At 55.5% G+C, this 254-nt stretch carries 1 pseudogene; it reads right to left on the bottom strand.

The window, feature by feature from the left end:
• Positions 1-254, bottom strand: a pseudogene (locus DWV57_RS14705) (hypothetical protein); the annotation flags it as partial.

Genomic DNA, 254 nt, shown 5'->3' with positions numbered 1-254 from the left:
GTTTCCTGAATCGTCTTTGCCGCCTGTTTCAGGGTGATTTTCTGGTGCTCCCGCAGATAGTGCAGAATCATCAGCTCCGACAGCGTGAACATCTTGGACCGCTTATCCTGTGTCTCTGCGATGAAACGCACGAAGCTCTGGTTTTCCATCGTGCTGCGAAGGGTCAGCCGGACAGAGTTGGGCGTGCTGGCGTACTCCGGGTAGGGTTTGCCCTCGGTGAGCATACTCTGGAACATAATGTCCACACCCTGCCC

It is taken from the genome of Faecalibacterium sp. AF10-46 (assembly GCF_003604105.1).
In the GTDB taxonomy this organism is placed as follows: Bacteria; Bacillota; Clostridia; order Oscillospirales; family Ruminococcaceae; genus Faecalibacterium; species Faecalibacterium taiwanense.
This window is presented reverse-complemented; position numbering and strand designations above follow the sequence as displayed.